Origin of the sequence: Streptomyces sp. NPDC086077, assembly GCF_040686175.1 — a bacterium.
Lineage (GTDB): Bacteria > Actinomycetota > Actinomycetes > Streptomycetales > Streptomycetaceae > Streptomyces.
This window is the reverse complement of sequence record NZ_JBFBJT010000075.1, coordinates 15503-36829: the sequence shown is the minus strand read 5'-3', so window position 1 is coordinate 36829 and position 21327 is coordinate 15503. Positions and strand designations below refer to the sequence as shown.

At 66.9% G+C, this 21327-nt stretch carries 15 protein-coding genes and 5 pseudogenes; 13 read left to right on the top strand and 7 right to left on the bottom strand.

Going from position 1 to position 21327, the window contains the following annotated elements:
• Positions 1 to 55 precede the first annotated feature (55 nt).
• A complete protein-coding gene (locus tag AB0O67_RS21970; protein ID WP_365452479.1) occupies positions 56 to 508 on the bottom strand; it encodes a hypothetical protein in 453 nt (150 codons plus the stop codon).
• 145 nt (positions 509 to 653) lie between these two features.
• Here AB0O67_RS21970 and AB0O67_RS21965 point away from each other — a divergent pair.
• Both AB0O67_RS21965 and AB0O67_RS21960 read left to right on the top strand, forming a co-directional pair.
• Positions 654 to 1371: pseudogene (locus AB0O67_RS21965) on the top strand (IS6 family transposase).
• Positions 1372 to 1764: 393 nt separating this feature from the next.
• Positions 1765 to 1920: pseudogene (locus AB0O67_RS21960) on the top strand (IS5/IS1182 family transposase); the annotation flags it as partial.
• A 130-nt stretch (positions 1921 to 2050) separates the two neighbouring features.
• On the opposite strand, the gene ltrA reads toward AB0O67_RS21960, so the two are convergent.
• Entirely contained in the window at positions 2051 to 3481 is a 1431-nt protein-coding gene (gene ltrA, locus AB0O67_RS21955; RefSeq protein WP_365452477.1) for a group II intron reverse transcriptase/maturase, read from the bottom strand.
• A 943-nt stretch (positions 3482 to 4424) separates the two neighbouring features.
• On the opposite strand from ltrA, the pseudogene AB0O67_RS21950 reads away from it, so the two are divergent.
• Positions 4425 to 5387: pseudogene (locus tag AB0O67_RS21950) on the top strand (IS256 family transposase).
• Positions 5388 to 5488: 101 nt separating this feature from the next.
• Here the strand turns inward: AB0O67_RS21950 and AB0O67_RS21945 are convergent.
• Entirely contained in the window at positions 5489 to 6346 is an 858-nt protein-coding gene (locus AB0O67_RS21945; RefSeq protein WP_365452475.1) for a hypothetical protein, read from the bottom strand.
• Between the two features lie 932 nt (positions 6347 to 7278).
• Here AB0O67_RS21945 and AB0O67_RS21940 point away from each other — a divergent pair.
• The 4 genes and pseudogenes from AB0O67_RS21940 to AB0O67_RS21925 all read left to right on the top strand — a co-directional run.
• Positions 7279 to 7443: a hypothetical protein gene (locus AB0O67_RS21940; protein ID WP_365452473.1), complete on the top strand. Its 165-nt coding sequence runs from the start codon at positions 7279 to 7281 to the stop codon at positions 7441 to 7443.
• Positions 7444 to 7528: 85 nt separating this feature from the next.
• A complete protein-coding gene (locus AB0O67_RS21935) occupies positions 7529 to 7954 on the top strand; it encodes a transposase (RefSeq protein WP_365452471.1) in 426 nt (141 codons plus the stop codon).
• A pseudogene (locus AB0O67_RS21930) lies at positions 7951 to 8103 on the top strand (IS5/IS1182 family transposase); the annotation flags it as partial. The gene AB0O67_RS21935 and the pseudogene AB0O67_RS21930, both read left to right, overlap by 4 nt.
• Before the next feature lie 299 nt (positions 8104 to 8402).
• Positions 8403 to 8640: pseudogene (locus tag AB0O67_RS21925) on the top strand (ATP-binding protein); the annotation flags it as partial.
• 23 nt (positions 8641 to 8663) lie between these two features.
• On the opposite strand, the gene AB0O67_RS21920 reads toward AB0O67_RS21925, so the two are convergent.
• Complete coding sequence (locus AB0O67_RS21920; protein ID WP_365452469.1) at positions 8664 to 8999, bottom strand: ANTAR domain-containing protein; 336 nt, start codon at positions 8997 to 8999, stop codon at positions 8664 to 8666.
• 740 nt (positions 9000 to 9739) lie between these two features.
• Here AB0O67_RS21920 and AB0O67_RS21915 point away from each other — a divergent pair.
• Positions 9740 to 10363 carry a nuclear transport factor 2 family protein gene (locus AB0O67_RS21915; protein WP_365452467.1) on the top strand — a complete coding sequence of 208 codons (624 nt, stop codon included), beginning with the start codon at positions 9740 to 9742 and terminating at the stop codon, positions 10361 to 10363.
• Positions 10364 to 10613: 250 nt separating this feature from the next.
• Here AB0O67_RS21915 and AB0O67_RS21910 read toward each other — a convergent pair whose 3' ends face one another.
• Positions 10614 to 12029 (bottom strand): aldehyde dehydrogenase family protein, encoded by a 1416-nt coding sequence (locus AB0O67_RS21910; RefSeq protein WP_365452465.1) that lies wholly within the window; start codon positions 12027 to 12029, stop codon positions 10614 to 10616.
• Positions 12030 to 12203: 174 nt separating this feature from the next.
• Here AB0O67_RS21910 and AB0O67_RS21905 point away from each other — a divergent pair, with 174 nt between their 5' ends.
• The gene (locus AB0O67_RS21905; RefSeq protein WP_365452463.1) at positions 12204 to 12743 is read left to right on the top strand and encodes a MarR family winged helix-turn-helix transcriptional regulator; all 540 of its coding nucleotides are present in this window, start codon (positions 12204 to 12206) and stop codon (positions 12741 to 12743) included.
• Between the two features lie 59 nt (positions 12744 to 12802).
• On the opposite strand, the gene AB0O67_RS21900 is transcribed toward AB0O67_RS21905, so the two are convergent.
• Entirely contained in the window at positions 12803 to 14209 is a 1407-nt protein-coding gene (locus AB0O67_RS21900) for an MFS transporter (protein ID WP_365452461.1), read from the bottom strand.
• A 202-nt stretch (positions 14210 to 14411) separates the two neighbouring features.
• Complete coding sequence (locus tag AB0O67_RS21895) at positions 14412 to 15533, bottom strand: NAD(P)-dependent alcohol dehydrogenase (protein ID WP_365452459.1); 1122 nt, start codon at positions 15531 to 15533, stop codon at positions 14412 to 14414.
• A 403-nt stretch (positions 15534 to 15936) separates the two neighbouring features.
• Here AB0O67_RS21895 and AB0O67_RS21890 point away from each other — a divergent pair, with 403 nt between their 5' ends.
• The 4 genes from AB0O67_RS21890 (at position 15937) to AB0O67_RS21875 (ending at position 21319) form a co-directional block, all read left to right on the top strand.
• Positions 15937 to 17001 carry an MBL fold metallo-hydrolase gene (locus AB0O67_RS21890; protein WP_365452457.1) on the top strand — a complete coding sequence of 355 codons (1065 nt, stop codon included), beginning with the start codon at positions 15937 to 15939 and terminating at the stop codon, positions 16999 to 17001.
• Positions 17002 to 17226: 225 nt separating this feature from the next.
• A complete protein-coding gene (gene wrbA / locus AB0O67_RS21885) occupies positions 17227 to 17847 on the top strand; it encodes an NAD(P)H:quinone oxidoreductase (protein WP_365452455.1) in 621 nt (206 codons plus the stop codon).
• A gap of 508 nt (positions 17848 to 18355) precedes the next feature.
• Positions 18356 to 18985: a helix-turn-helix domain-containing protein gene (locus AB0O67_RS21880; RefSeq protein ID WP_365452453.1), complete on the top strand. Its 630-nt coding sequence runs from the start codon at positions 18356 to 18358 to the stop codon at positions 18983 to 18985.
• Positions 18986 to 19384: 399 nt separating this feature from the next.
• Positions 19385 to 21319, top strand: coding sequence for an FAD-binding protein (locus AB0O67_RS21875; protein ID WP_365452451.1), 1935 nt, complete (start codon positions 19385 to 19387; stop codon positions 21317 to 21319).
• Positions 21320 to 21327: the final 8 nt, after the last annotated feature.

The following is a 21327-nucleotide window of genomic DNA, read 5'->3' as shown; positions in this document are numbered from 1 at the left end:
CCCATGGGAGGGGGAACCGCCGCGCATCATGGGTCCGGAGGGGACCGTCCGGCGCTCAGCCGCTCGGTTCGGCCCCTGGGGTGCCCACCGCGCGTGCTCCCCGCACCCGTCGCCCCCTGCCCCGGTGTGCCGGGTCGATCGGGAGGCACAGGACGAGCATCACCAGGGCGGTCCCCCGCATCAGCGCGGAACTCTCGGAGCCACGCAGCAGGGCGCTGGCGACGAGCAGCAGCTCCATCGTGGCGGCCACCGCGACCGCCGCGCGGGCGGAGGTGCCCCGTACACAGGCGCGGACCAGCATGGCGCAGGCCCACAGGGCGACGGCGATGATGGCCGCCCCGAACGCCATGGAGATCCGTACCCGGGCCGCCACCGACTCGGCCGGTTCGTCCAGCGGTGCGAACCCCGCGATGGTGTTGAAGAAGAAGGTGAAAACCACGGTCATATAGGCCTGGCCGGCCAGCACGAGCGCGGTTGCTGCCTGCAGCAGGCGGTATCCGATGGGCATCTCGTTCCTTCGAGGGGCCGGGGCGCGGGTGTGAGGCCCGCGCCCCGGCCAGATTCACGTCACAGCCAACTGACGTGTAGGCGCTGTCACGTTGACTGACTGGGTGGGGTGATCTTGTGGTTAGTCATGCTGGGAGGGGTCGTCCATGGGCAGCGCGTGGCCGTCGTACAAGGGGCACCGGTACCCGGTCGAGATCATCTCCCACTGCGTGTGGCTGTACCACCGCTTCCCCGCTCAGCTTCCGCGAGGTCGAGGAACTGATGCTCCAGCGCGGCGTCATCGTCTCCTACGAGACCGTGCGCCGTTGGTGCGCCAAGTTCGGTCAGGCCTATGCGAAGGGACTGCGCCGCCGTCGGCCCCGGCCCAGCGACAAGTGGAACTCGGACGAGGTGTTCATCAAGATCAACGGTGAGCGGGAGTATCTGTGGCGGGCCGTCGACGCCGGCGGCAACGTCCTGGACATCCTCGTGCAGAACCAGCGGGACAAGGCCGCCGCCAGCCGGTTCTTCCGGAGGCTGATGAAGAAGACGAGCGCGGTGCTGCGGGTGGTCGTCCGACAATCTCCGCTCCTACGGCGCGGCCCACCGCGAGGCATGCCCTCGGTCGAGCACCGCTCCCACAAGGGCCTGAACAACCGGGCCGAGAACAGTCATCAGCCGACGAGACAGCGCGAACATGCGATGAAGGGCTTTCGCAGCGTCGGCGGGGCGCAGCGGTTCCTGTCCGCGTTCAGCGGCATCTCGCCCCACTTCCGTCCCCACCGCCACCTGATGACCGCCCACGGCTACCGAGCCGAGATGACCGTCCGCTTCGCGATCTGGGACCAGATCACCGGCGCCGCCGGCCGGCCCACCGCGGCCTGACCGCAGGCTCGGAACGCGGGCTCGCCATGCCCCGACGAGCCGTCAGACACATAAACACCCAACAACGTGACAGCGCCCGTCCAGGAACTGGCTGTGTCCTGAGCCGGCGATGCCCCACATGTGGCGGATGTTGATGGCGGTGATGCAGTAGCGCCAGCCGGTGGTCTTCTCGAACGCGGTCAGTTTCTTCAGCCTGGCCTGTGATCGCGTCGGCCGCCCGCTCGTTTTCACACTCACGGGCGGCAACACCAACGACTGCACCCAGTTCACCGCCGTGATGGAAGCGATACGGGTGCCCCGCATCGGGGGCCGGCCCCGCACGCGGCCAGCCCATGTGCTGGAGACAAGGGCTACAGCTCCCGGGCGATCCGCACCTGGCTGCGACGGCACGGCATCGGCCACACCATTCCCGAGCGGGCCGACCAGGTCCGTAACCGGCTCCGACGCGGCAGCCGGGGCGGGCGCCCGCCGGTCTTCGACAAACAGCTCTGCAAGCGTCGCAACGTAGATGAACAATGCTTCAACCGCCTGAAGCAGTGGCGCGGCATCGGTGAGGTCGACTCGGGGCGCCCTGCTGGTGTTTCCACCGGTGGGTTTCCCCGAGCCGCCTCCCGAACCCGGCGTGCCCGTCTCCGGGCACCGGGCTCTCCACAAATCCCGTTCCAGGATGTTCAGTTCCTCATGTCGTAGTGGGCCACGGAGCCGGAATGAGTTTTCCCCGGTATCGGTATCTGGTCGTGCTTACCTTCGCCGGGTTGAACAGTTCCGCTTCCTCTGTGGCGGGCCACCAGCCGCCGCCGCAATAGCGTCGACGGAGCTGTTTCCAAGTGATCCCGGGGTGCTTGCGTCGAATCCATCGTGTCACCCTCATCCACGCGTAGTGGCTGAGGTAACAGAAAGCGACGTTCGAAACTCCGGGACGGAAATACGCGCACCATCCTCGCAACACCGAGTTCAGTCGGTGGAGCAAGGACTCCAGCGACGAGCCGACGTTCTGCCGTCCGGTCAGTTCCTTCACCTTGCCCGTGACGGAACGCACTGATTTCCGTGCCGGGTAGGTGTAGATGTACTGCCGATCAGTGCCGAGTTTCCGGTGACGCTGGATGGTCCATCCGAGAAAATCAAGGCCCTCGTCAATGTGCGTGATATGTGTCTTCTCCCCCGACAGGCGAAGGCCCATCGGCTTCAATGCCTCCGCGACCTCGTCGCGTAGTTCCTCGGCATGGTCGCGGCGCCCGAAGACGAGTACGAGGAAGTCGTCCGCATACCGGACCAGCCGGTAGTTGGGCAATCCTCGGCGCCGTCTCCTGCGCCGATCCTCGGAGGTGCCATCTGGTCCTCCGAGGCCCTGGGCGATGTGCTCGTCCAGGACCGAGAGCGCGATGTTAGCCAGCAGCGGCGACAGAATCCCACCCTGCGGGGTCCCGGTGCGTGTGTCCGTGAAGGCTCCGTCACGGGACAGGATCCCGGACTTCAAGAACGCCTTCACCAAGGACAACACCCGCTTGTCCCCGATTCGATTCCGCACCCGTTCCATGAGAGCCGGGTGCGCGATCTCGTCAAAGCACGCCGTGATGTCGCCCTCCACCACCCACTCGTATCCGTGGCTGGCGAGGTAGCGAGTCTCGGCGATCGCATCGTGAGCACGGCGGTTCGGGCGAAACCCATAGGAACACGGGAGGAAATCCGCTTCGAATACCGGCTCCAGCACCAGTTTCAAGGACGCCTGGACCACTCGGTCCGCCACGGTCGGAATCCCGAGACGACGAAGCTTGCCGTTCGCCTTGGGAATCATCCGCTCGCGGACAGGAACCGGATGGAAGGTGCGGTCTCTGGTCTGGATCCGCAGCTTGTCGAGAAACGCCTCGACTCCTTGCCCGGCTTCGATGGAGCGGGCAGTCTTCCCATCCACTCCGGCCGTGCGGGCACCCTTGTTTCCCCGGACACGGTCCCACGCCACCAACAGGAAGGCGGGATCGGCCACGAGGTTGAACAGGTCGTCGAACCTGCGATGAGAATCATCGGCAGCCCAACGGTGCAGCTTGGTCTGGATCTCCAGTACCCGGCGTTCGGCCTTCATCAAGGCCCATTCCAGCTCGTCGGTATTCACCGGCGACAGCCTCCTGGCATTCCAGTCTCCTTACTGCTGACTTGCTGGCCCCCTTCCCCATGTGACCGGCTTTCCCGGCCTCGGAGTACTACGGAGCCTCCGTCCTGCCCGACGGCCATCAGCCGGCGATGGACCTGCCCCCGATCGGACTGGATGTCCGATATAGGGCGACCGCAGACAGTTCCCACGTTCACCACGAAATCGATCGACAGGTGAGGTGCCCAGCTCTACCCCGGCAGCATCGCCACGCTTACGCCGCAGACTTTCAGCGTGGCCTCCCCACCGATGAGTAGAGTCGGCTTCGGAGTCGACCACCGATGAGCGCTGGTGGTCGTGCACTGCGTCCGGCCCAGATCCGCCAGGTTCGAGCCGGTGTCGTAATTACGGGGCGTCAGGCACTGATTTCTCGCGTGCACCTTCCTGTCTCGCTAGCCGGACCCGGGTCGTCTGGCAGTACCAACCCGTCCCGGCGTTGTCGGGGCTGCTTACCGCTCGGCTCGGCATCCCCCGAGCCGAACTGCCCCCAGCTTCAACCGGATTGCTACGACAACCCGGTGGTGAAGGTCTCTCACCTCACTCGATTCCATGGCGCCTCGTGGCGCACCCACCCGCTACGACAAGACCTCCGAGTCCTACCAGGCAGCCGTTACCTTCGCATCACTCCTGATGCGGGCGTGACATGCGAAGACAACTCCTACTGATCTTTTCGTAAGTTCGGTGGGTGTGCTGGCCTTGCGAGTGGGAGGCTGTCGGGGTGGCTTATCAACCCTCGGTTTCGGCTGCGATGGCGTCCCGCTGAGTGGTGTAGGGGATCTCCGCGGTTGAGTGCGCGGGTTCTGCTCCCTGGGGTGCACCGTCTGCCGGTGTCTGCTCCCTGCTCAACTGGCAGGCCACCGTGCAACTGTCGGGAGTGAACGGGAAGTTCGACCCCAGGGGGTGCACGATGGCCTTGTCCCAGCATGACTTACTTCGCCTGCTTGAGTCACTACGTTCGGCCGATGGTCTTGAACTCGTCCGCGAGGTCGCCGAAAGGCTGCTGCAGGAACTGATCGAGGCCGAGGCCACCACAAAGATCGGCGCCGAGTGGGGCGAACACACCGACGCCCGCACCACTTGGCGCAACGGGCACCGTGAGAAGACGGTGACCACTCAGGCCGGCGACCTGGAACTACCTGTTCCTTGACGCCACCTACGTCAAGGCCCGCGTCGGCCACCGGATTGTCTCGCAGGCGGTCGTCATCGCCACCGGTGTCACCCAGGACGGCGGGCGCGAGGTTGTCGGTGTCATGGTCGGCGACAGCGAGACCGAAGTCTTCTGGGCTCAGTTCCTGCGTCACCTGCGAGAACGCGGACTGAGTGGCGTCCGCCTGGTCATCTCCGACAGTCACAGCGGTCTGGTCAAAGCAATCCGCAAGGTCATGCTCGGCGCTGCCTGGCAAAGGTGTCGTGTTCACTTCGTCCGCAACGTCTTCGCCGTGATCCCGAAGGGCTCTGCGGAGATGGTCGCCGCGACGATCCGCACCGTCTTCGCCCAGCCCACCGCGGACGCGGTCCGCACCCAGCTCGACACCGTCGCAGACATGCTCGGCCGACAGTTCCCGAAGGTCAGAGAGATGCTGCTGGAGGCCAAGGAAGATCTGACCGCGTTCGCAGACTTTCCCCACCAGCACTGGAAGAAGATCCAGTCGACAAACCCGTTGGAGCGGCTGAACCGGGAGATCAAACGCCGAACCGACGTCGTCAGGTCTTCCCCAACCCGGCCGCCGTCCTCCGCCTCGCGACCGCCGTCCTCGCCGAACTCCACGACGAATGGATCGCCTTTCCCTGCCGCTACCTATCCAACGAGAGCATGGACGTCCTCTACACCGACACCCCGACCGTCCTGCCCGCCGCATCAGACGACTGATCTCCTACACCACCAGAAGGGACGTGACCACCAGCATCCAGCACAACCACGGTCGGGGACGGACGACACCGTCACCGGTTCACTCGGACGGGGCCTGTACGTCAAGCCCGGAGAGGACAGGTGAGCGGGACCACGTGGTCGGTCAGCTGGTCGACCAGGTGCTGCAGTTCGCCGGAGTCGACCGGGACCCAGGTGGTGAGAGTGTTCAGGGCGATGCCCTGCCCGCCGGGACCGAGGATCCCTGAGGCGTCGGTCTGGGTGGCCAGCGTCTGGGCGAGCAGCCGGGTGCCGGCGGTGGCCTTGGCCTTGCGGAGCTTCTTGTCCGAGATGACCTTCTGGGTCCAGCCGGAGAGCTTGGGCCGCGTCTTCTTGCCGAACGTGAACGGGCCCGCCTTGTCCTCGTGGGGCACCAGGGAGGGGACGGTGATCGGGGTGGGGTTCTCCGGCCGGGAGGCGAGCAGGTCGGAGGCGGTGCCGGGCAGGGTGAGCCAGCCGCAGCCGGTCAGCTTCTCGACCAGGTCCTCCGGGTTGCTCAGGCCCAGAGCGGTGAGGTCCTGGCCGACGAGGTTGCCGGCACCAGTGTGCGCGGTGCGCAGGGTCAGCATCAGTACCAGCAGCCGTGCCTCGGGGCCGGGCAGCGGGCTGTGGTCGGCCACGTACGCGAGGACAGAGCGCGCGTGGTCACCCTGTGTCGGCACGTTCAGCAGGCGCGACACGGCCGGCCCGTCGCTGTCTGCGATGCCGCCGGTGCGCTGCTGGTGCTGGAAGCGGGCAGCGGTGGCGGCCTGCTCGGCGCGCCGGGCCTCCAGCCGCAGGCTCATGATGCCGCTGACGTCCGCCCAGGTGGTGAAGGCCCGTGCCTTGCGCTCCTGGAGGTCGGCGAGGAGCGCAAGGTCAAGCTCAGTGCGCTGCTGGTAGGCGCGGAAGAGGTCACCGAGTTCGATGAGTTCGTCCCGCAAGGCGAAAGGCCGCAGGTTGTGGGGGATGACCCGCTGGGCGATCTCGCCTGTGGTGGGCGGCGCCGTGCAGGTACCGAGCGGGAAGCCGAAGCTCCTGTCCTGGCGGTGACCCGGTGGTCGGAGAACTGCGGCGCACCCGCGCTTGGGCCCGTGGCTGCGGGGACCGGGCGGTCGGTGGTCTGTGGCCCGGGCGCCTGGGAGGTGGCCGCGGTCTTGGCTCCCGAGGTGGCGGCCGCGCATCGCGAGCAGCACTCCATGGCGTGCCACCAGCGTCCTTCCCGGTCTGTGATCACGGCCAGGACGACCGGGCCGCTGCACCGCCAGGGTTCGGAACGCGCGTGCCGGCCGGTGTCCGGCAGGTGTGTGTGGCAGCCGTCGGCCCTGCACGCGCAGTACGCCCCGGCCCTGGGGGCGGGGCGGCGCGCAGGTGGGCCTTCAGGTGGGCAACCGCGGCCGCACGGCCGACGGGCGGGGACGGAAGACGCTGCTCGGCACAGGCGGGGCGGCTGCACGAGATACGTACCGCCCCACTGCCCCGGCCGGCGGCGTCCAGACGTACCGTCCAGCGGCGTCCCGGCACCCGTTCATCCAGCTCGCTCACCGCGGCCTGCGTCATCCCGGTCTGCCTCCCGTCTCGTGTCTGTGATGCTTACCGCCGCTTCCCGTCGGGCCGGGCGGTGTGTGCGTGCGGCGAGGCCACCGCATGCGGCACAGGGGCGAAGGCTGGTGAACTCGCCCCGTTCAGACCTTTCCGGGAGCCCGCACCGGCCGGTGCGGGCTTCTCGTCGTGTGCCGCCGCGCTCAGGGGGCGTCAACCACAACGCCGCCAGCACCGCCCGTTTCTTGCCCATCTCCCCTCCGCCGACTCCTCTGACGGGTCAGGCCCGACGGCGGCTGGCACAGGGAGAGTCCGGTTCCCGCTCGTACGGTGGGTGCTCGCCCCACGCACGACATGGGAGGCGCGGCGCCTGGCCGCCGACTTCGGCGAGGGAATGGACGCGAAGACCGCGTGGGTGATGGCCCGCCTCGCCCGGCACCCGGATGAGCACGGCTACGCCATGGCTCACCTGGACGACGAACACCGCATTCCGGACTGAACGGAGCGCCGTTCAGACGTCGGCATGCGGCGAGAGGCTAGGGCCTGTGGCGAAAGTTGATCTTGAACGTGGGTGATCACGTCCTGTGGGACGTGGGGATCTGACGAGCGACCAGTGGGCCCGACTTGAGCGGCTGCTGCCGCGGGGCATCAAGTCGGGCCGTCCGCCGGCGTGGACGCGGTGGCAGTTGATAGACGGCATACGGTGGCGGACCCGGACGGGTGCCCCCTGGCGGGAAGTGCCGGAACGCTACGGGCCGTGGGACCGGGCCTACGACTTGTTCCGGCGTTGGCAGCGCGACGGGACCTGGGCCCGGATCGTCACGCAGCTGCAGGACGAGGCGGACGCGAAGGGCTTGATCACCTGGGACGTGAACGTCGACTCGACCGTCCGCCGGGCCCACCAGCACACGGCCGGGGCGGCGAAAAGGGGGATCTCCAGAAGGAGTCGCCCGGCGGCCTCTTCGTCGAGCCGGCCGACCACGCGCTCGGACGCTCCCGAGGTGGACTGACCAGCAAGATCCACCTCGCTGTCGAGCAGGGCCAGAAGCCGCTGTCGATCGTGATCACGGCCGGGCAGCGTGGCGATTCACCGCAGTTCGAACCAGTCCTGGAGGCGATCCGGGTTCCCCGGCTGGGGCTTGGCCGGCCCCGTAAACGCCCGGACCGAGTCCGGGCCGATAAGGCGTACGACTCCCGCAGCAACCGGTCCTACCTGCAGACTCGTCCCGGCGAACCGACACTCCACACCTTGCAGCAACGGCAAAAAGGGTCGGGTGGTCGTCCAGCGCGCGGGGACGGCGCCGTCGGATCGGCGGTCTTTTCGCTGATGTGTGGAGAATGGGTTGAGTTTTCGGGAGTAAGCGGGTCGGGTGAACGGCATGGCGCTTCGGACCTGAGGCGGACTGTATGGACCTGGCTGGGCATGATGAGGTTCAGCAGCCGCGTGTGGGCGCTCCGATGTCCGTCACGGGTGTGTTCGAGGGCAGTGAGGAGATCGCCGCTGCCCGGGACTTGGCCCGCACCTTTCTGGAGTCGATACAGGCTGTGCATGGGCTGCCGGTGTCGAAGCGGGCGATGGGCATGGTGCAGTTGGTGGTGAGTGAGCTGGTGACCAATGCCCGCAAGTACGCCGGGGCCGGGTCTGCTGACGCTGGAGGTCAGTGAGGGGGTTGTGGGGGTGACGGTGTGGGACAGCAGGTGACAGCGGCGGGCGCTGGGTCAGGGGTCCGGCCAGGCACTGAGGCGGTGGCGGGCGAGGGCCGCCTGCAGCTCCCCGAGCAGCGCGTCGGGCAGCGCCGCGCCCTGAGCGTACTTGAGGACCTCTTCCGCCACCTGGATGAGTTTGATGTTGGTGTGCTGGGAGACCTCTCGCAGCACCGTGAAGCCGTCCTGCGGCGCGATCCGCCCCAGAGCTGTCAGGACACCGATAGCCCGGTCGATCACGGCATGCGAACCGAGAGCCTGACGCAGCTGCTCGTTCTCCTGGCGCAGCCGCTCCACCTCGGATTGCGGACCGCGGGCGGGTGTCGGCTCGGATGCCGCTGAGAAGGCCATGAGCTCTTCCGTGCTGTATCGAGGCGGATTATTCTTGTCGCCTGCCCGGCATCCCCTTCCAGGATCCATCCGGCCGTAGCCAGGCACAACGCCACACCCCGCTGCGACATGTCAGTCGACCGCCTCATGCTCGGCGTATGACAGCGAGATCCGGGGTGTATGCCGCTCGGTGTTCAGCAGCGGGCTGTCACGCGTCTCTGCCGTGGCCAGGGGCGACCACGGTCGGCACCGGTCGACGACGCTGACAACACTCTACTGGCCCGGTGCCGGCACATTGCTGTCGGCGGGCGAGCCCCCGTGCCGTGTCACCTGCGTGTCAGAACAGCCTGCCTAGGTCGGCTGTGGGCGAGGGCCAGAGGGCTGGCTGGGCAAGATGAGGTGTTTGGCGAGGTAGGGGGGTGCTGGTGGAGTGAGGCGGTGCGGGTGAGGATGATGGCGGGTTCGGCTGGGTCGGTGCAGCAGGGTGGCGCGGGAGGTGCGGGGGTTTCCCGGGGGCGATGGTCGCGGTGCCCGGTGTGATGGCGGTGGGTAGTGGTCGAGGAGCTGGTAGCGCCAACGTTCTTGTGTGGAAGATTGTCGGGGATCATGTTTTCCTGACATCACAACGTTCGCATCGCCACTGTCCGGTTCCCGCTCAGCTCCAGCGGTTCGCGCCCGATGTCCGGAGGCGGGGCGGTGGCGATGGCAGGGCACCGAGGCGCGGCACAACACGCGTGACCACCGCACTGTGAGGTGAGTTCATGGCTGGCGCGGTTGTTCACTGTTTGAAGGCGGCAAAGTTCCGTAAGCGTCTTGTCCCGCTGGGTTCGGTGGCGGCAATGCTGATGCTGGTCAACGGAGCGGTCGCCGGTTACGCCACTGAGGCGCATGCGTTCCCGGCTGACGTGGTAAGCCTGACGGAGGCTCCGCTGGCTCCCGGTCTGGCTCCGTCGCCGGGTGATGAGGACGGGCAGACCGCTGAGGAGCGGGGGAACTTGGCCGCGGTTCGGGAAGCCTTCCAGCGTTGGGAGGACGGGGGCAGTTTCTACGACATTCTGGCCGATGATGCGGTGTGGACCATCACTGGCTCGAGCCCGATCGCCGGCACGTACACCAGCCGCCAGCAGTTTTTGGACGAGGCGATCGACCCGCTGAGTGAACGGCTGTCAGTCTTTGTGAAGCCGACGGTCCGAGGACTGTGGGCCGACGGGGACACGGTATTCGCGCAGTGGGACGGGCACGGTGTGGCCAGGGACGGACAACCGTACGACAACACCTACGCGTGGACCCTGCACATGAAGGACGGCCAGGTCACGCGCGCGGTGGCCTTCTTCGACTCCGGTGTCGTAACGGACTTGTGGGAACGCGTGCCGGCCCGAGGGTGAGGCGGCGGCACCCCTTGGGGGTCTGCGGACCTTACTGAGCTGTGTCGAGGATCCCGGGCGGACACGGTGGGTCTGGTTCTTCCGTTCGGCGGCGCCCTGTGCGCCCTTCTCCTGCGTGAGAGTCCTGGGGCTGTGGGTGGCGGAGTCACATGCGCACGCACTGCTCCAGTTCACCCTCGGTTGCCGCGTGAGCTGGAACAGTGCCTGTTCGTCCCGACGGTTGTGCTGTGCAAGTTACCCGCAGTGTGGGTCAGGCCGTGATGGCCCGGGGCTCGAGGTAGGACTCGAGTCCGTAAGTGTGGTGGTGGCGCCCGATGCCGGACTGTTTCGTGCCGCCGAAGGGGGCGTCGGGGTCGCCGAAGATCCGGTTGACGAGGACGGTCCCCGCTTCGAGTCGTTCGGCCATCCGGCGAGCCCGCTCGAGGTCGCTTGAGAAGACGTGCGCCTGGAGACCGAAGGGGCTGTCGTTGGCGATGGAGACCGCTTCGTCGTCGTCCTGGTAGGCGATGACGACGAGCACGGGACCGAAGATCTCTTCGCGTGCGACACGCATGTCGTTGGTGACGCCCGTGAAGACGGTGGGCTGGACGAACCAGCCCTTGTCCAGGCCTTCCGGTCTTCCCTCACCTCCGACCAGCACGCGCGCGCCTTCCTCCTGGCCGAGGCGGATGTAGCTCTGGACGCGGTCGAATTGAGCCTGGCTGACCACGGGGCCCACCGCTGTCTCCGCATCTGTCGGGTCACCCACCGCGAAGGCAGGCATCGCGGATTCGATGGCCGCGAGGACCTCGTCCAGTCTGCTCTGCGGCGCGAGGATCCGGGTTCCGGCGAAGCAGGTCTGGCCGTTGTTGAGGAATCCGGAGGTGAGGGCGGCTCCGACGGCGGCGGGGATGTCGGCGTCGTCGAGCAGGATCGTCGGACTCTTGCCGCCGAGTTCGAGGGTGAGGCGCTTGAAGGTGTCCGCTGCGTTGCGCATGATGCGCTGCCCGACGGCCGTCGAGCCGGTGAAGTCGACCTTGGCGACGTCCGGGTGTGAAGTAAGGGTGTCACCGACGCTCGCGCCGCGGCCCGTGATGACGTTGACCACACCGGGCGGCAGGTCCGCGGCGTCGAAGGCCTCCATCATGACCTGCGTCTGAAGCGCGCTGAGTTCGCTGGGCTTGACGACCACGGTGCAGCCGGCGGCAAGGGCGCTGGCGACCTTCTGCGCCACGAAGACGGCGCTGAGGTTCCACGGTGTGATCGCCACCGCGACACCGAGCGGTTCCATGGAGATCGTGGTGGTGGCGCGGGTCTGCTCGAACTCGTAGGACTCAAGGAGTTCGGCTGCCTCGTCGAACATCCTCGGTGCCAGGGGGAGCAGGCCCTCGATGATGCCGCGCACGGCGCCGTACTCCTCGGTCATCGCCGCCTTGAGGTCGTCGAGTCGGTCGGCGAATGAGGCGCCTAGACGCTTGAGCAGGGCGATGCGTTCGAGCTTGGTGGTCCGGGAGAAGTCGGCCAGGGACCGCTTCGCGGCGGCGACGGCCGCGCGGGCGTCGCTCTCGTCGGCAAGCCGTACCTCGCCGATGACCTGTTCGGTCGCGGGGTTGTGAAGCGGAGCTGTCTCGGTCCCGTGAGGGGTGACGAAATGCCCGTCGATGTAGATCTGATGGATCTTGCGCACGGCTGTGTCCATTTCACTCGTGTGCGATAGCGGCGTGCTCCGCCAGTCGGCGGCTGCGGGGCGGGCGCCTGGGACGCCCGCAGCGATGCTGATGCGCCGCATAAATTCTGACTCACAAATCGTCTGCAAGACAACCTATGTGTTGATCAACACAGTCTTTGGTAGGCTTCACGCATGTCCACGGCTACGAGTGCGTCCCAGCAGCAGGATCCCGGCGGTCACCAGCGAGGAACGAACTTCGGCTGGTCCCTCGGCATGGTTCTGCGTCGCTGGCACGAATACGTCGAGGTGGCTCTCCAGGAACTGCCTCATTCCAGCCGCGGATACCACATCCTGGCTGTGGTCGTGCACGAGGACGTGCCTACGCAAAGTGCGCTGGCCACACGTCTCGTGATCGACCGCAGCGTGATGACCTACCTCATCGACGATCTCGAGGCGGCCGGGCTGATCGAGCGGCGACGCGATCCGCGTGATCGCCGTGCCCGGCGCATCGTGGCCACCGAGCTGGGCCGGCAGGCGCTGGCCGCTGCCGAGGAGCGCGTCGCTCACGCTGAGGACCAGGTACTGCGCGGGCTGCCGGAGGAGCAGCGGGGCTTGTTCCGCGATTCCGTGGAGCGTGCCGCGGAGCACATCGTCGCGGCCACGCCGGAGACGGATCCGTGTCTTGCGGTGGCCACGGTCTTCCCTCAGCCCGAGGTGTCGCCCGGCCTCTGAGCGTCGAGGTGGCGCCCCGCGCGCCTCGCCGCCTGGCTGGACTATCCCTCCGTCGGGCTTCACCGCAGTGGGTGTGCCCCGTGCTTTTGAACAGGGATGAGGGAAGCGATCACAAGGGCGGCTGCTCCTGCGATCGCCAGGACCGCAAACCCGTAGGTGTATCCGCTTTCGGCCGGCAGGCCCTCGGCGGGCGTGTGCGCGCTCAGGATGCCGCTCATCACCGCTACACCGACCGACCCCCCGATGGTGCGGACGTTGGCCGTCACACCGTTGGCCACGCCGGTCTGGTCCGGGCGTACGGCAGCGACGATGACGTTCGACATCGTCGAGAAGGCGATGCCTAGGGACACTCCCATCAGCGCCAGGGCAGAGGCGATGTGCCAGGCCCGGTCGTGCGCGACCGCGAGGCCGACCACTGCGACGACCTTCAGCGCCGAGGCCGTCACGAGAACATGGCGCGCCCCCAGTCTCTTGACCAGCCTGGCCGAGGCGAGACCGGCGAAGAACATTGTCACAGTCATCGGCAGGAGCAACAGGCCGGCTTGGGTGACGCTCGCCCCGAAGCCGTAGCCGGCTTGCGGGGGCGTCTGTACGAAGACGGGCAGGAAAGCCATCACGGCGAACAGGCTGACCCCGAAGAGCAAGGAGACGAGGTTCGTCGTCCATACTGCGGTGCTGCGCATCATCCGCATGTCGACCAGAGGCCGGTCCGAGCGCTTCTCCACGACTACCCACCACGTGGCGAGCGCCACGGCGGTCACGAGGGGCGTGATCACCGCGGGCGATGTCCAGCCCCATCGGGACGCCTGGGCCAGCGGGACGAGCAGTGCCAGGAGCCAGCCGGCCATCAACGTGGTGGCGAGCCAGCTGACCGGAGTGGGGTTCCGCGTGGGGGAGGGCGGTATGACGACGCGGGCCGCCACGGCGGCCGCGACGATCAGCGCGGCAGGGATCCAGAACAGCGAGCGGATGCCGAAGGTGTCGGTCAGTGGCCCTGCGATGACGACGCCCACCCCACCGCCCACCGCGGCCAGGGCTGCTGCGACACCGACGGCACCCGGTGTCTTTTCCTGTGGCAGCTCGTCGCGGATGATGCCGAAGGTCAGCGGGAGTACGCCACCGCCTACGCCCTGGACCACCCGTCCGACGAGCATGAGGGAGATGTCGGGTGCCGCTGCGGAGATGACCGAGCCCGCGGCCAGGGCGAGGAGCGAGGCGACCAGGACGCGATCCTTGCCGTAGCGATCGCCCAGGCGGCCGACGACGGGTGTGCACACCGAGGCGGAGAGCAGGAACGCGGTCATGACCCAGGCGATCAGATTCTGCGTCGTGTCGAGGTCCTTCTGCAACGCGGGCAGCACCGGGTTGATCAACGACTGCAGCAGAGCGAAAGCGAAGACGGCAAGGAGAAGGACGAGCAGGGTCGTTCGGGTGGAAAAGGCACGGGAGGCCGACAGTGAAGGCATGGGTCACCTAAGGGCGGAGCGCACAAGGATGCGGCGAGGGGGCAAACGGCTGGCCGGCAAGCCCGTGTCATGTTTCGGCTGGCCGGTGGGATATGAGAATCCGGGAGCGGGGAGCGTGATGTCGGGTGGCCGGGGAGCCGGGCGGCGTGAGCACTGCCCGCGATGCGGTGACGCACCCGTACCCGGGGGCGCGTCCGACCCGTCAGCTGACCGGGCTGGCGAAGCGCAGGACAGGCTTGACGACTTCACCTCGGGCGGCGTCGTCGAACGCGGCGTTGATGTCCTCGAAGTCGTAGAAGCGCACCAGGCGGTCGACAGGGAAGCGGCCGGCCTGGAACAGCTCGACGAGCTGAGGGATGAACCGCTGCGGAACGGCGTCGCCTTGGACGATTCCCGCCACGCTCTTTCCGAGAGCGAGCTCTGCGGCGGGTACTGCTGCTTCCGGCGACCCGCCCGCGACGAGCCCGACCTGCCCCATCGACGCCAGGGACGCGACCGCGTGGCTGAGCATTTCTGGACGGCCCGTGGTGTCGAGAACGAAGTCGACGCCTCTGGGTGCGATCTCCCTGATGGCCGCGGTCACATCGCCCTGACGGACATCGATGGTGTGTGTCGCACCCAACTCCTTCGCCAGTGTCAGACGTTCGGCATGGACGTCGACGGCGATGATCTTTGCCGCGCAGGCCACCCGGGCTGCCATCAGGGCACCGAATCCGACGGCGCCGACACCCAGTACGGCGATACTCGCTCCCGCCGGGAGTGAAAACGAGTTCATCACGGCCCCGGCACCTGTCTGCAGACCGCAGCCGAGCGGGGCCAGCAGTTCCAGCGGCGCGTCCTTGGGCACCTTGACGGTGTTCGAAACGCTTGTCAGGGCGTGCGTCGCGAATGACGACTGCCCGAAGAAGTGGCCGTTGAGCTCTGTGGTCTCGCCGTCCTTCGTGCTGATGCGGCGGATCCCGCGGCTGCCATCGAGCCGGGCGCCGGAAAAGTTGGCGGTGAAGGCCTGATCGCAGTACGCCGGGTGCCCCTCGAGGCAGGGTTCGCACCGCCCGCACGACTGGAATGACAGAACGACGTGGTCACCGGGCTGCACGTCATCAACCGACTTGCCGACTTTCTCGACGACACCGGCGCCTTCATGTCCGAGTACGTGGGGCAGGCCGACCGGTATGCGCTGGTGCCAGGCGTGGGCGTCGGTCTGGCAGATGCCTGTGGCCACGAGCCTCACGAGGACTTCATCGTCCTTCGGTTCGTCGAGCTCAAGCTCATGGATCACCAATGGCTCGCTCTGGCCCTCGGCTACTGCTGCCCGGATGCGCATGACGGGTCCTTACGGGTGGACTGGCGTTGTGTTGGCAACGCAATGATTTAGGTACATAAACAATGTGCGGCGAAGAACGTCTTGTCAAACGAATGTGCTTCCGGCCACACGATCCCCAGTCGCATCCGTGAGTGTTCTATTACCTAGCGTGATAGATGCAGTTCACGGGCGGTCTCGGCGCCCGATGGGCGACGGTTGAGCCGGTGACGCCGGAGAATCGTTGCGATTGACAGATGTTTTGTCTCGCAACATGCTTGCCGGGCAAACGTTCCGCGGAGGCGTTGAAGCCCTCAGTGCGCGGCAGTAGACGCCGCCAAGAAGACTGCCTCTCCTCATCCGGTCCGCGCCGATGACACACCTGCCGGGCCCGGGGGCCTCCGCCCGGTCACAGACAAGGACGACCATGGCTAGCAAGTACGGCGACTTCTACTCGACGAAGTGGGGCTTCCCGAAGGCTCTGGCTTCCGAGCACGTGCCGTCTCCGAAGCAGTTCATGCCGGAGTACCTCAACGACCCCTCCTTCTACGAGAAGGGCTACCACGTCGAGAACGTCGGCGACGGCGGCAACTTCTACTGGGTCACGAGCCCGTCCGGCTACGACGGCGGCTTCGTCGTCACGGGCAGCGGCGTCATCGTGATCGACGCTCCGCCCGGACTCGGCGAGAACATCCAGTCAGCGGTGCGCTCGGTCACGCGGGAGCCCATCACGCACCTGATCTACAGCCACTGGCACTCGGACCACATCGGTGCCGCGTCCCAGTTCGGGCCTGAGGTCAAGATCATCGCGCATGACATCACGCGCGAGCTGCTGACCCGCTTCCCCGACAAGTACCGCCCGCTGCCCACCGAGACCTTCCACACGGACGCGGAGCTCGAGGTCGGCGGCGTCAAGCTGGAGCTGTCGTACAAGGGTGCCGACCACTGCCCGGGCAACATCTACATCTACGGCCCCGAGCAGAAGGTCCTCACCAAGATCGACATTGTGAGCCCTGGCTCCGTGACCTTCATGCACTGCGACGTCTCGGAGAACATCAGCGGCTTCTACCAGGCCCACGACGACATTCTCTCCTACGACTTCAAGGCCCTCATCGGTGGCCACATCTCCCGCTGGGGAACCCGCGAGGACGTCGAGATCGTGCGCGAGTACTGGCACGACGTGCTGAACTTCTCCCAGGAGGCCCTCCGGGAGATGAGCAACAACGAGGCCCTGCTGGGCTTCATCGAGGGGCTGGGCCGTGAGCACCAGCTCGTCGGCGGCGAGAACTGGATCAACTCGATCGCGAACTACGTCACCGAGAAGACCCTCACCAAGACGACCTCCAACGGTCAGACCTGGCCCGAGCGGCTCGCCGGCGCCACCGTCAACACCAAGTACCACGCCTGGACCGTCGCGGAGACCTCTCGCACCGAGCGGAGCCACTTCGGTTACCAGAAGGAAGGCAACGGCGGTCCCTTCTACATCGCCTGAGCAGTAGCACCGTCAAAGGGTGCGGCCGCCGTCCACCGGCGGCCGCACTCCGGGCCGAGTGACCAGCCAGCCCACCCCGGCGACGAACGCTGCGTCCTTCGCCTTCCGGCTCTGACCGCCAACCGCCCGATGACCACGTCGGGCCACCCGCGGTCCGCCCCGGGCAACAAGCCGCCACAGGCATCTTCAGCGCAACACCCCACCGACCTCACGGAGAGCACCGCAGTGTCCAGCCCCGTCAAGCTGACCATCGTCTACTACTCTTCCACCGGCATCATTTCCGCGATCGCCGACGAGATCGCACAGGCTGCGGAGAAGGCCGGTGCGGAGGTCCGCCTCCGCAAGGCCACCGAGCTGGCCCCCCAGGCAGCCATTGAAGCCAATCCCCTCTGGGCCGCTAATGCAGCAGCGACCGCGGCCATTCCCCAGGCTGTTCCTGAGGACCTGGAGTGGGCCGATGCCGTGATCTTCGGCAGCCCCACCCGTTTCGGCAACATCGCATCCCAGCTCAAGCAGTTCATCGACACGCTCGGCGGCCTGTGGGCCCAGGGCAAGCTCGCCGACAAGGTGTACAGCGGCTTCACCTCCTCGGCCACCCACCACGGCGGCCAGGAGTCCACGCTGCTCGCGCTGTACAACTCCATCCACCACTTCGGCGGCATCATCGTCTCCCCCGGCTACACCGACGCCGCCAAGTTTGCCGACGGCAACCCGTACGGCACGTCCCACGTCGACGAGCAGGGCAACAATCCGGTCAATGACACCACCCGAGCCGCTGCCCGCGTCCAGGGCGAGCGCGTCGTCAAGATCGCTGCACGTCTGAAGGCCGGACTCGCTGCCGCCTGAGTCGCATCGCCGACTTCAGGCGGCGTGCACACAGCCCGCCGCTCGTGCAGCCATGTGGTGGGCGGTCATCAGTACCTGCGGAATCTCTGTTGAATATCCTGCTCACCGGATCTGTCACGAAATGATCCCCGGTTCCGCTACGAGGCGAGGACTGGCACGGTGGCCGAGCTCACCCGGCAGCGGCACAGGGGGAGCTCGGTCACGGTTGGGGACTGTCGGACTTTGGTCGACTTCACCATCCACCGCAGCGGGGACACCGGACTGCGAGACCCTCGGGTACGGGGGCTCGGACACGAGAGTGCGAGGCGGAGAAGTGGTCCGTCAGGGTCGACCGGGACCTGTCTAAGGAGCGGGCTTACCCCGATCGACGTGGCTCGGATCCTCAACCCGCCTCGCCGAAGTGGTTACGGGTCGATCGGCTGAACACATCGTGTCGCAGATCTCGCATCAGACAGGTCAGCCGCATAGAACTCGGGCAGCGCGCAGTTTCGAAAATCGGAGTCCGATCGTGGATCGCGAAAATAGCGGACGAGAGTCCGCTTCTGCAGCGCTGTTGGAAATACTGCACACCCCGCCGCCGAAGGAGCAAGCACGTTCGGCACGCAGTCGGGCCGATGTGCTGGAGGCTGCCGCTCGGTTGTATGCCGAGAAGGGGGCCGAAGCCGTCTCCATGGACGAAGTGGCCGTAGCCGCCGGCGTTGGCAAAGGGACGGTGTATCGACGCTTCGGCGACAAATCAGGGCTAGCCGCCGCACTTCTCGACACCCAGGAACGCGCACTGCAGAAGGCGATCTTGTACGGGCCGCCGCCGCTTGGCCCCGGGGCCCCGGCCGAGGATCGGCTCGTCGCATTCGTCAGCGCCTACCTGGACTATTTGCTGGACAACCTGACTCTCCAGCGCACCTCGGAAACCGCCGCGGTATGCGCCCGGTACCGAAACGGGGCCTACCGGTTCTGGCACCGCCACACCGCGATGCTGCTGGATGCCACACCCGACCCCGAGCATGCCGCTCACGCACTACTGGCCGCCCTGGCCGCCGAACACGTAGCCGCCCTCCTCCCAGAACTGGGCGAGCAACGGATACGCGCAGGACTGATCCGCCTCGCCCGCTCAGCGACACAACTCCGTAGCCCGTAGAAGAGGAGGACTTCTATGGGGGGCACGCCGAGACCGGCGACTCCCTTGTTTGTGGCGTGCGCACCTGTGGCAACCGCGCAGCGCCTTGTCGCACGCGCCGGTGAAGCGGCCCTCACTGCCAGCAATCACGCATCACCCCACCTCTCGATCGTCGCCTCCGAGGCGCCACTGACTGTCGTCGCGCCATCCGTGCGCGCCGACGTCCGCTGGCAGCAGTGAACTGCATAACAGTAAATGCTCTCTGCTTTTGTTCGGACACTCTGCGCATCAGTACGCGCCCCGAATGGCAACTTATGCCCGATTGTGCCGATCATTCCGTGGCTGCCACAATGATTTGCCGCTGTACATTATTGAGGCAGCAACGCATTCTGGTGGCTCGCATCAGGGATAGGACAGGCAATGGAACTGGGAGTCGCCCTCGATCCGTCGGAGTCCGGCGGCGTCAGTGGCAGGCTGGTGGAGCTCGCCAGGCTGGCCGAGGAACGCGGTCTTGCTTTGGTCGTCGTGGACAGCTCCGGCGCGGCCGATCGCGCGCAGAACAAGCTCGATGCAACGCCGGACCAGGAAGGGCACAGCAGCGATGCCCACCTCCGCTCAGCCGTCATGGATCCTTGGACGGCTGTCGCCTGGCTGGCTGGGAAGACAGACCGCATCAGCCTGGGTGTGCACCTTCAGGACGTGGTGGGATCCTCGCCTTCGGACGCCTCGGTGCCTTACCGCAGCCTGGTCGCGAAGGCCGCAGAGAGCTTGGAGGCGCTGGCGCCGGGCAGGATCATCACCGATTCTGCAGCGTGGGTGAACGCCCCTCGCGACGCGTCGGCGGAGGAGTTGGCCGCCCTGGCGGAAGGAGGCCGGCCGGTTGTCGTACCCGTCGACTCTGCCCGCGAGGTTGAGCGGCTCGCGGCTCTCTCCGAGGCCGGCTCCGTGGCCGCCCGGCGTCAGCGACCGCTCGCGGCACGCTCTCGTCGGCGGCCCGGGATCGAGTACGACTCTGTTCCCCAGTCCCTCGTGGATGACGCGGTCGAACCGGGCGATCCCGGATATCGCGGTGTCGCGTCCAACTATCTGCGAGGTGGCGCGCCTGGACTGGTCCTGCGCCCCAAGACAGCTGAGGAAGTCGCGGACGCTCTCGGTTTCGCGAGACGCCATACGCATCTGCCCCTCGGCATCCGAAGCGCCGGCCATGGCGTGAGCGGCCGCTCGACCAACAAGGGCGGCCTCGTCGTCGACGTGGGACGGATGAACGACATCACTGTGCTGGACGCTGCGGAGCGCCTGGTGCGGATAGGTCCTGGCGCGACCTGGAAGCAGGTGTCGGCCGCCCTGCACCCCCACGGCTGGGCGCTCGGCTCCGGTGACTACGGCGGTGTCGGCGTCGGCGGACTGGCGACCGCCGGGGGCATCGGACTGCTCGGCCGCGCGCACGGGCTCACCATCGACCACCTGCGCGCCGTGGAGATGGTGCTGGCCGACGGTCGTCACATACGGGCCAGCGCCGAGGAGCACCCTGAGCTGTTCTGGGCGGTGCGTGGAGCCGGCGCGAACTTCGGCGTCGGTACGGCGTTCGAATTCCAGGTGGATGAGGTCGGGCAGGTCGGCTACGCACAGCTGGGGCTCTTCACGACGGACATTGCACAGGCGTTGACCGATTTCGGCAAGATTGCTTCCGAGGCGCCTCGTGACACCACGGTCTTCCTGATCACCGGACGTCCCCGGCAGGGCAACTGGAACATCCAGCTCCTCGGAATCGTCGACAACCCCGATCCCGACATCATCGTGGAGCGGCTGACGCCCTTCGCGCAGATCGGAACGCTCACCCAGCGGCAGGTTGTGGTCACCCCGTACGCAGGCGTCATGGGATCTGCCGCCGATGTGGGCCCGGAAGGCCACAGCGGCTTCGGTGACCCGGTCTCCCGCTCGGCCTTCCTGCCCGAGCTCACCTCCGAATTCGCCCGCGATGCCGCTGACCTCCTGCGCACCGGTCAGGTGTACTTCTTCGAACTCCGGGCGATGGGTGGGGCCATCGCCGAGGTCCCTGCCGACGCCATGGCGTTCCCCCACCGGACATCCGCCTTCCAGGTGACCGCCATGGGCGGGAACCACGACAACCTCAATGAGGTCTGGGACCCGCTGCGCCACCACTTCGACGGCCTCTACCTCAGCTTCGAGACCGATCCCCGGCCCGAGCGACTCCGCGACGCCTTCCCGCCCCAGGTCCTGGACCGGCTGCGGGAGGTCAAGCGCCGATACGACCCGGACAACCTTTTCCGCGACAACTTCAACATCGACCCCCACCCTCTGCCGGCCGCCTCGGCCGACGCACGCGAAATGTGAGGAGCTCC